The following is a 7794-nucleotide window of genomic DNA, read 5'->3' as shown; positions in this document are numbered from 1 at the left end:
ACGGAATTACTATAAGCGACTCAAAAAATTCTTGTCAACATACAAATTGCCGGATGTTTCCATACCAAAAAGGATTACCATCACAGAGATTAAAGCTTTTTTAAGGTCCATTTTTGTGATCGGTCTGTTCAGTAAAGAAAGATTTGAATATTGGAAATTGTTAGTTTGGAGCTTTTTCAAAAAGCGAAAATACATACCGCTTATCGTATCACTCATGATATCGGGATTTCACTTCAGAAAAATAGCGGAGAAAATTTCCAAACGGGAAGTTTTACTTCCAAATGAAAAGTCCCTTTTCTCTGAAAAATTCGGCACTAAAAGCGGTTAGTCAATCGGAATTGGATCCCCGGCATTCATAACAAATTTTATATCCGGTTTTGTTTATTTTATTGATAATTTTGTCAAAGGTCGATACGGAGTTTTTGTTATCTTCGAGTACTACAAAGGAAAACTCCGCAGTAGAGGCATCGATGCTTTCAGTGCTTTTTTAAATAACATCCTCTTAACGGATTCATCTTTCAGTGCAGGCAAAGTGACCTTCAAAGCAGAGATCAATATCAGAACAACTGCGGTTGTCCACAGGAATATCTTTTTTCCTTTCATATGTAGGTCATCTCCACTCATTTTAAATTTCGCTTTTGCACTATATAATAATATTAGTAAGCATTCTTCTTTTTTTGACTGGAAGGTGGACTTGTGAAAGTATTGCTTTTTTCAGAAGGCAAAAAACTATTCAGTAAATCGGGAGTCGGAATAGCGTTGAAACACCAGATGCAAGCTCTCAAGCACACTGATGTTGCGTTCACCCTCGATCCCCGGGACAATTATAAACTCGTTCATATAAATACTCTCGGCCCAAAGTCCTGGAAAGTTCTAAAAAACGCAAAAGAAAAAGGAATTCCCGTTATCTATCATACTCATACAACTTATGAAGACTTTCGCAACAGCTTTTTATTCAGCAACCAAATTGCCCCCTTTTTGAAAAAGCAACTCATCAAAAGATATTCAGCCGCTGATTATTTGATTTTCCCTTCAAAATACACCGAGGGTCTCATCAGAGGTTATGGAATCAGTACTCCTGGCTTTGTTGTTTCAAACGGTGTAGATACTGCTCTGTTCAAAAGAAATGAAACTCTTGCAAAAGAATTCAGGAACTCTTTCAATATTAAAACACCTTTGATTGTAAATGTGGGGCTACCGCTCAAGAGGAAGGGGCTTATAGATTTTGCGGAAGTAGCCAAAAGCTTTCCAGAGTATCGTTTTGTATGGATAGGTGCAAAATTCTCTGCCATTCAGCCTCTTTCCATCAGAAATGTTATACGAAAATCACCGGAGAACCTTTTATTCCCTGGCTATCTGTCTTTTGAAATGCTGTTGGGTGCACTTTCTGCAGCCGATGTTTTTTTCTTTCCAAGCTATGAAGAAAATGAAGGAATTGCGGTGCTTGAGGCCTGCTCTATGAAATGTCCGGTTGTCATCAGGGATATTCCGGTCTATCAGGATTGGATGATCTCAGGTGAAAATTGCCTCAAGGCTTCAGATATTGATGGTTTTTGTGAAGCAATTAATACCCTTCTAAGAGATAGGGATCTTGCAATGAAGTTGGGGGAAAAAGCCGTAAAAACAGCTCAGGACAGAGACCTCAGAATCGTTGGGAAAAAGCTCAAAGAAGTCTATTTAAACGCAACGGGGGGAGCAAATGAATAAAAACACCAGGAACTTTATGATCGCTGCGCTGATTTCTATAATCACTCTCCTGATCGTATTTGGTTTTTCTGATTTTTCAAAAACAGTTAACTACATCGCGAGAGCCAATTTGGCATGGTTATTGGTTGCGTTGCTGATGACCATTCTCACCTGGACCTTTGAGGCGTTAACCATAATGGTTTTTTCCAGGGAATCGGGCTTGAAGGTTCGGTTTTCATATCTTTTCAAAATAACATTGATCGGACGTTTCTTTGCAGCCATAACTCCATTTTACACGGGAGGCCAACCTGCTCAGGTCGCCTATATGACTAAAGACAAGCATAGTGCAGGAAAAGCTACTTCAATGCTGGTTTCGAGATTTGTTGTTTATCAAATAGTGATAACGATTTTTGGAGTGGTAGGTGTGCTGGCTGCTTATTCCTTCGTTTCAAAAGAGATTTCCAATCTTGCCTTATTGGCGATTGTGGGCTTTTTGATAAATTCGGGGGTTCTAGTGTTTCTCTTTTTCTTCTCTTTAAGCAAGAGATTTGCCACGGGCATAGCGAAATTCTTTTTCAACTTTCTCGCCAAAGTGAAATTGGTTAAAGACTCAGATACTCTTTTATCGAGACTTTTTTCGGAAGTAGATAAATTTCACAAAGGTATGAAAAAATCCCTTGAAAATATGGGGATTTTTTTTGCAGGACTGCTTTTAGCCTTTTTGCAGATACTTGCCTTTATTTCCACTCCTTATTTCGTGGCTTTGGCAGTTGGTATCAAACTGGACTATTTGAGGCTTGTATCAATACAGCTTGTTCTGTTTTTGATTTCTTCCATGGTTCCTACTCCCGGTGCCAGCGGTGCATCTGAAGGGTTTTTTCTGCTCTTTTTCGCTTCAATGCTTGGTGAAAAAACAGCCGCTGTGATGGTACTCTGGCGGTTTTTTACCTATTATGTAAATATCGTTGTTGGCGGGCTTTTTAGCGTATTTGGAGCTGTAAAAAAAGAATCCTAACGACCATTGATTATTCGCTCGTAAAGCTTCAGTGTTTCTTTAACGTGATTTTCAATGCTGAATTTTTTCGCAGTTTTTCTGGCTGTTTGTCCCATTTTTTTGCGTAGTTCTTCTGAAGATAGCAAAAGATCCATTGCCTTGTAAAGCTCATCTTTTTGCTCAACCATATAACCATTTGCATTGTTTTCAATAATGTTGTCAAATGCTTCATCATGAAAAGCAACTACCGGCAACCCATTTATCATGGCCTCTACAAGAACAACCCCAAAAGTTTCTGTATGTGAAGCCATGACAAAAAAATCACTGGCTTGATATGCAAGCGAAACTTCTCTCGGCCATTTGAGGTAACCGGTGAAAATAACCTTTTTCTTTATGCCGAGCTTTTTTGCTTGAGAAATCAGGTTTTTTCTCTCCGGTCCATCTCCAATTATCAGTAAATACGTGTTGGGGTGTTTCTGGCTTACCTTCGCTAAGTTGTCTACCAGATATTCAACACCTTTCTCCTTGCCAAGCCTACCTACAAAGATCATTATAGTTGCATCACTGGGAATGTTCCATCTCTTTCTAAACGCTTCTTTCTCCGCTCGGGAGAAGGGGGTTTCAAAATGTTCCAGTTCTATGCCATTTGGAATAACCACAATTTCTGAGGAAACCCCGTAATTCCTTAGCAAATTTTTCACCTTGCTCGAAGGAACGATTATAGCGCTGTGTTTATCGCAAAATCTCCTGGTTTGATCTACGACAAGTTCCTTCAGAAAATTGTTGAAAAAAGGTATATAATGAACGTAATCTTCCATTAGAGTATGATAGGTATTCACGGAAGGGATCCCATGCCTTCCAGCGATTATGTTCCCTATATAGCCCATTACTATCATTGTATGCGTGTGTATAAGGTCCACTTTCAAGTCCAGGATCATCCCTTCGGCCTCCTTAAATATCATCGGCGAAGCTACACGATGCTGTTTCTCCCATGGGAATTGATAGGACCTAAACCTAAACACGTTCTCTTCTGGTTTTGCTTTTGGGTGAGATACTGTGAAGATAAAGACTTCGTGTCCCGCCTTTTCGAGATAGTCTTTCAGTAATTTAACCATGGTAACAACACCATTTACCTGTGGAAGGTATGTGTCAGAAAACATAGCTATTCTCATATTTAAACCTCCGCAATATTATCTTATGTTGAAGGCGTAAAAATGTTGATGCTCACTCGCCAATTATCTTCACAAGAACGCGTTTTCTTCTTTTACCATCAAATTCGCCATAGAAGATCTGCTCCCAGGGGCCAAAATCCAGCTTCCCATTGGTGATTGCAACTACTACCTCACGCCCCATTATCGTCCTCTTCAGGTGCGCGTCAGCGTTGTCTTCAAAACCGTTGTGCTCATATTGGGAATATGGTTTTTCCGGTGCCAGTTTCTCCAACCAGCGTTCAAAATCTTTGTGCAGTCCGGGCTCATCGTCATTTATAAACACACTCGCAGTAATGTGCATGGCATTAACAAGGCAGAGCCCTTCCCTTACTCCACTTTCCCGGACACATTCCTCAACCAGCGAGGTTATATTTATCAACTCTCTTCTTTTGTTAGTTTGAAACCAAAGTTCCTTTCTGTAGCTTTTCACACAAAATCCTCCTTTCCTTAATCATATTTTATCACTTGAAATGATGTTAAACTTATAAGGGGTGATTGAATGATTTATCGTGAAAAGAACGGTCTTTTGTTCATTAGGTTTGACAACCATGAAAATTTCTTCGAAGCCCTTAAAGATACTTTGAAAAATGCTGGAATAAGGTCAGGAGTTGTTATCAACGGCATAGGGATGTTACGAGACTTCGAGCTTGGGTGGTTTAACATCCAGGCCATGAGGTATGAAAAGCATTCTTTTTCTGTACCTCATGAGTTGCTTTCGCTTCAAGGTAATATTGCTTTGAAAGATAACGAAACTTTTGTTCATTTACACGCTTCGTTAGCTGGCCCTTCTCATGAATGTGTGGGCGGGCATCTTTTCAACGCCACTGTATGCAACACAGTTGAACTATTCATTCAAAAAGCAGAAACTCTTTCTTTGAGAAGAGTAAAAGGAGAGCAGTTCAGTCCTCTATCTTGAACAGAATAAAGAAAGGAGGCGCTGAAGGCTATAGCTAAAAGCCTTTCAGCCTGACATACTATGGAATATCCAGAAAAGTCATGGTCACTTTCAAAGCAAAGGCTCTTTGAAGAATGTAAGCGCAAATACTATTACAAGACTTTTCTTTCATGGAAAGGCTGGCAGCCCGGTGCCAGCAAGCTGGAAAGAAAAGCTTATCTTTTAAGTAAATTGCAAAACATATATGCTCTTTCGGGACAGGCTATTCATGAAGAAATAAAAGCGGCCATATTGCAGAAAAGCTTCTCAGCAAGGGCATCCTTTGATAAGATCCGTTCAAAATTGAGAGAAGCCTGGATTGACTCTACTGAACATTTAGAGGATTGGAAAAGATGGCCAAAGGAATATAATGTTCTTTCGGAATTATATTATGACAGAGAAAATTGGTTAAGACAGAAAAGCAAGGAAATTTTGAAAAGGGTTGAAAGATCGTTGGTGAATTTTCAAAATTCTCTTTCATATAAAAGGGTTCTTCAAAACGAGGTGGAACCTATTGAAGTCGATGAGAATTTTCCGAGCTTCTATTTTGAAGGCGTAAAAGTTTATTCTGTGATCGATTTTTTGCATCGTAGTAGCGGCAATATCACCATTGTGGACTGGAAAACCGGTGCAAAGAAACCCGATAAGGATGCCTTGCAATTGGGACTGTATGTTATTTACGTACTAGAAAAATACCCAGGTGTTGAACTATCTACAATTAACTGCGTGAACGAATACCTGCTCAGTGGTGAAAGAATGGAATACAAGTTCTCTGTTGATCAAATTGAGGCTTTGAAAAAATACATCTCTCAAAGTATAGAAGAATTGAACAAATACCTTGAGGATCCTGCTATTAATAAACCAAAGGACATCTCTGCTTTTCCGGCAAATCGCAGCTCAAATTGCAATTATTGTGAATTCAAAGAGATATGTTTCACAGAAGGAAGCTGAAGCTAAACTTTGAAATTTTGTGAGTTGGGAGTTGATTGGATGTTTTATGTCACAAAAGAGTTCAGCTTTGATGCAGCGCATAATCTGATAAAATACCATGGAAAATGCGAAAAACTTCATGGTCACACCTATAAATTGAGAGTGACAGTTGCTGGTGAGCCTGACAATGAAGGTATGATCATGGATTTTTTGGAGCTTAAAGACATAGTGAAAAAGGAGATATTGAAGCACCTCGATCATTCCTATATAAACGAAATCATTGAACAGCCCACTGCTGAAAACATTGCAAAGTGGATTTTCGATAGATTGAAACCGTGCATAAACAATGACCGAAGGAAACTCCATGAAGTCACTTTGTGGGAAACACCCACGAGTTCTGTGAGATATCTGGAGGAAGAATGAGACAGTTACCCCTTGGAAGATTTATAAACATCGCATCTCCGATTCACGACCTCGATGCACGAACAAAACTCATCGGGTTTATTGGTATGGCGGTGATTTCCTTTTTCTGTTCCACGCCTGCGGACTTTTTTCTCTTTTTCCTCTATTTCTTCGTGCTTGTATACTTAAGCAATATCCATATAAAGCATTACTTACGGAGCATTCGGAGTATCTGGCTGCTACTGCTTATGGTCTTTATCTTTCAGCTTTTTTTCACCCCTGGAAGAATATTGCTTTCTATGGGAAAGCTGAGTATAACTTTTGAAGGTCTCGTTGGAGCTTTTACCTACAGCGCAAGGATAATCGGGGCAATTATGTTCAGTACCTTACTTTCTTGTACAACACGTCCCTTATCCATTGCAAAGGGAATAGAAAGCCTTATGTTCAAGTTAAAACTACCTAAAAAGTTTTCCTCAGATACTGGGTTGGTTTTTTCCATAGCTTTGAGGTTCATTCCCATATTGTCTCAGGAGATGGAAAATATCATGTTGTCACAAAAAGCGAGAGGAGCAGATTTTGAAAGCAGAAACCTTTTCAGAAGGATAAAATCATCGTTGTCGGTTATCATACCCCTTGTTGTGCTTGCATTGCGCAAATCGGAAGAACTGGCCGTAGCCATGGATATGCGGTACTACGGCCGTTATGAAAGGACAATATGTTCAAAAGAGAAATTTGGGCTTAGCGAAAAGCTCTTCGCTTTCATGAGCTTTCTCATAGTTCTGAGTATTCTTTTCAACTGACGCCAAAGAGTTCCAACAGTTGTCGCGGTGAAACGCGTGCCAATGCTCTGGCAGCTGCCAATCTCAGTTTACCTGAGGTTTCAGGAGTCTGCACGATTCTTACAAGCTGAGGTATTGCTGACTCGTATTTCAAGTAACCTGCTACTGAAACGGCAAGGATGCGTAGTGAATTCTCTTCTTTTATACTTCCAAAGATATGAACAACCCTGTCTTCTACACTGGTTAATTTCAATTTCTTTGTAGCCCGGAGAGCCGCTTTTTTCAATCTCGTCGAAGTGGAAGTCAGTGATCTATCGACAATCTCTTCCAATGAATAATCGAGCATGTTTCCTAATGCCTCGATGATCACGGAACGCACCTTATCCGATGGGTCATTCAGATTTTCTCTCAAGAGCTCCACTGTTGATGGTTCCATGAGCTTTTTAAGTATTTGCGCACCTACTATCCTCTTTTCCTCATCCGGGTCCTGAACGAAGCTTTCGGCAAAAGGCAGCAATTCGCTCCCATAGCCAAAAGCTTTTCCATAGGCCTTTACAGCTGCAAGGGCTACTGTTTTGTCGTCAGACTTGACAAAACCCATGAGGGCATCTTTTGCAAGTTCCTCTGGAAAAGTACCCAAAAATTCTATGGCTATTGCTTTAAGTGAAGGGGTGTTGAAAGCCTTTATCTTTTCCATGAGGATTTTCAGCGCTTTTGAATCTCTGGCCTTTATCACAGAAGCAAAAGCGATCTTCTGCAGCTTTTTGGGAAGTTGGAGGAGTTCCGCTTCATCCAGGGAAATTTGTCCTGAGTAAACCTTTAAAATCTCCCTGATATCGTTACTGGGATCATTTTCGA

At 39.9% G+C, this 7794-nt stretch carries 11 protein-coding genes; 7 read left to right on the top strand and 4 right to left on the bottom strand.

All coding sequences use genetic code 11. The annotated features are described in order from the left end of the window. On the top strand, positions 1 to 328 hold a 328-nt coding region (locus AC3LHT_RS02455; protein ID WP_488661865.1), incomplete at its 5' end, for a DUF4070 domain-containing protein. 110 nt (positions 329 to 438) lie between these two features. On the opposite strand, the gene AC3LHT_RS02450 is transcribed toward AC3LHT_RS02455, so the two are convergent. Beyond that, entirely contained in the window at positions 439 to 603 is a 165-nt protein-coding gene (locus AC3LHT_RS02450) for a hypothetical protein (protein ID WP_488661864.1), read from the bottom strand. A 93-nt stretch (positions 604 to 696) separates the two neighbouring features. Here AC3LHT_RS02450 and AC3LHT_RS02445 point away from each other — a divergent pair, with 93 nt between their 5' ends. Together AC3LHT_RS02445 and AC3LHT_RS02440 are read left to right on the top strand one after the other, a co-directional pair. Continuing rightward, a complete protein-coding gene (locus tag AC3LHT_RS02445; protein ID WP_488661863.1) occupies positions 697 to 1707 on the top strand; it encodes a glycosyltransferase family 4 protein in 1011 nt (336 codons plus the stop codon). After that, on the top strand, positions 1700 to 2701 hold the full coding sequence (locus tag AC3LHT_RS02440) for a lysylphosphatidylglycerol synthase transmembrane domain-containing protein (RefSeq protein ID WP_488661862.1): 1002 nt from the start codon (positions 1700 to 1702) through the stop codon (positions 2699 to 2701). The genes AC3LHT_RS02445 and AC3LHT_RS02440 overlap by 8 nt, the downstream gene beginning before the upstream one ends. Here AC3LHT_RS02440 and AC3LHT_RS02435 read toward each other — a convergent pair. Together AC3LHT_RS02435 and AC3LHT_RS02430 are read right to left on the bottom strand one after the other, a co-directional pair. Beyond that, positions 2698 to 3852, bottom strand: a complete 1155-nt coding sequence (locus tag AC3LHT_RS02435; protein WP_488661861.1) for a glycosyltransferase family 4 protein — start codon at positions 3850 to 3852, stop codon at positions 2698 to 2700. The genes AC3LHT_RS02440 and AC3LHT_RS02435 overlap by 4 nt on opposite strands. 52 nt (positions 3853 to 3904) lie before the next feature. Further along, the gene (locus tag AC3LHT_RS02430; protein ID WP_290645204.1) at positions 3905 to 4321 is read right to left on the bottom strand and encodes a secondary thiamine-phosphate synthase enzyme YjbQ; all 417 of its coding nucleotides are present in this window, start codon (positions 4319 to 4321) and stop codon (positions 3905 to 3907) included. Between the two features lie 69 nt (positions 4322 to 4390). On the opposite strand from AC3LHT_RS02430, the gene AC3LHT_RS02425 reads away from it, so the two are divergent. Genes AC3LHT_RS02425 through AC3LHT_RS02410 form a run of 4 tightly spaced genes read left to right on the top strand, consistent with a single transcriptional unit; the run spans position 4391 to position 6957 of the window. Then, positions 4391 to 4807 (top strand): PPC domain-containing DNA-binding protein, encoded by a 417-nt coding sequence (locus tag AC3LHT_RS02425; RefSeq protein ID WP_290645202.1) that lies wholly within the window; start codon positions 4391 to 4393, stop codon positions 4805 to 4807. Positions 4808 to 4867: 60 nt separating this feature from the next. Continuing rightward, the gene (locus tag AC3LHT_RS02420) at positions 4868 to 5776 is read left to right on the top strand and encodes a PD-(D/E)XK nuclease family protein (RefSeq protein ID WP_488661860.1); all 909 of its coding nucleotides are present in this window, start codon (positions 4868 to 4870) and stop codon (positions 5774 to 5776) included. 39 nt (positions 5777 to 5815) lie between these two features. After that, complete coding sequence (queD, locus tag AC3LHT_RS02415) at positions 5816 to 6178, top strand: 6-carboxytetrahydropterin synthase QueD (RefSeq protein ID WP_488661859.1); 363 nt, start codon at positions 5816 to 5818, stop codon at positions 6176 to 6178. Further along, entirely contained in the window at positions 6175 to 6957 is a 783-nt protein-coding gene (locus AC3LHT_RS02410; RefSeq protein ID WP_488661858.1) for an energy-coupling factor transporter transmembrane component T family protein, read from the top strand. Before queD ends, AC3LHT_RS02410 begins: the two co-directional genes overlap by 4 nt. Here AC3LHT_RS02410 and AC3LHT_RS02405 read toward each other — a convergent pair. Next, on the bottom strand, positions 6950 to 7794 hold an 845-nt coding region (locus AC3LHT_RS02405; RefSeq protein ID WP_488661857.1), incomplete at its 5' end, for a HEAT repeat domain-containing protein. The genes AC3LHT_RS02410 and AC3LHT_RS02405 overlap by 8 nt on opposite strands.

Source organism: Kosmotoga sp. (genome assembly GCF_982836095.1).
Note: the sequence above shows the minus strand (reverse complement) of the source record. Positions and strands in the feature narration are given on the sequence as shown.

What these genes read in the sequence shown, in the direction of transcription:
- AC3LHT_RS02410 (WP_488661858.1), top strand. Translation starts at nt 6,175, where the DNA reads ATGAGACAGTTACCCCTTGGAAGATTTATAAACATCGCATCTCCGATT.
- AC3LHT_RS02420 (WP_488661860.1), top strand. Translation starts at nt 4,868, where the DNA reads ATGGAATATCCAGAAAAGTCATGGTCACTTTCAAAGCAAAGGCTCTTT.
- AC3LHT_RS02435 (WP_488661861.1), bottom strand. Translation starts at nt 3,852, where the DNA reads ATGAGAATAGCTATGTTTTCTGACACATACCTTCCACAGGTAAATGGT.
- AC3LHT_RS02440 (WP_488661862.1), top strand. Translation starts at nt 1,700, where the DNA reads ATGAATAAAAACACCAGGAACTTTATGATCGCTGCGCTGATTTCTATA.
- queD (WP_488661859.1), top strand. Translation starts at nt 5,816, where the DNA reads ATGTTTTATGTCACAAAAGAGTTCAGCTTTGATGCAGCGCATAATCTG.
- AC3LHT_RS02425 (WP_290645202.1), top strand. Translation starts at nt 4,391, where the DNA reads ATGATTTATCGTGAAAAGAACGGTCTTTTGTTCATTAGGTTTGACAAC.
- AC3LHT_RS02450 (WP_488661864.1), bottom strand. Translation starts at nt 603, where the DNA reads ATGAAAGGAAAAAAGATATTCCTGTGGACAACCGCAGTTGTTCTGATA.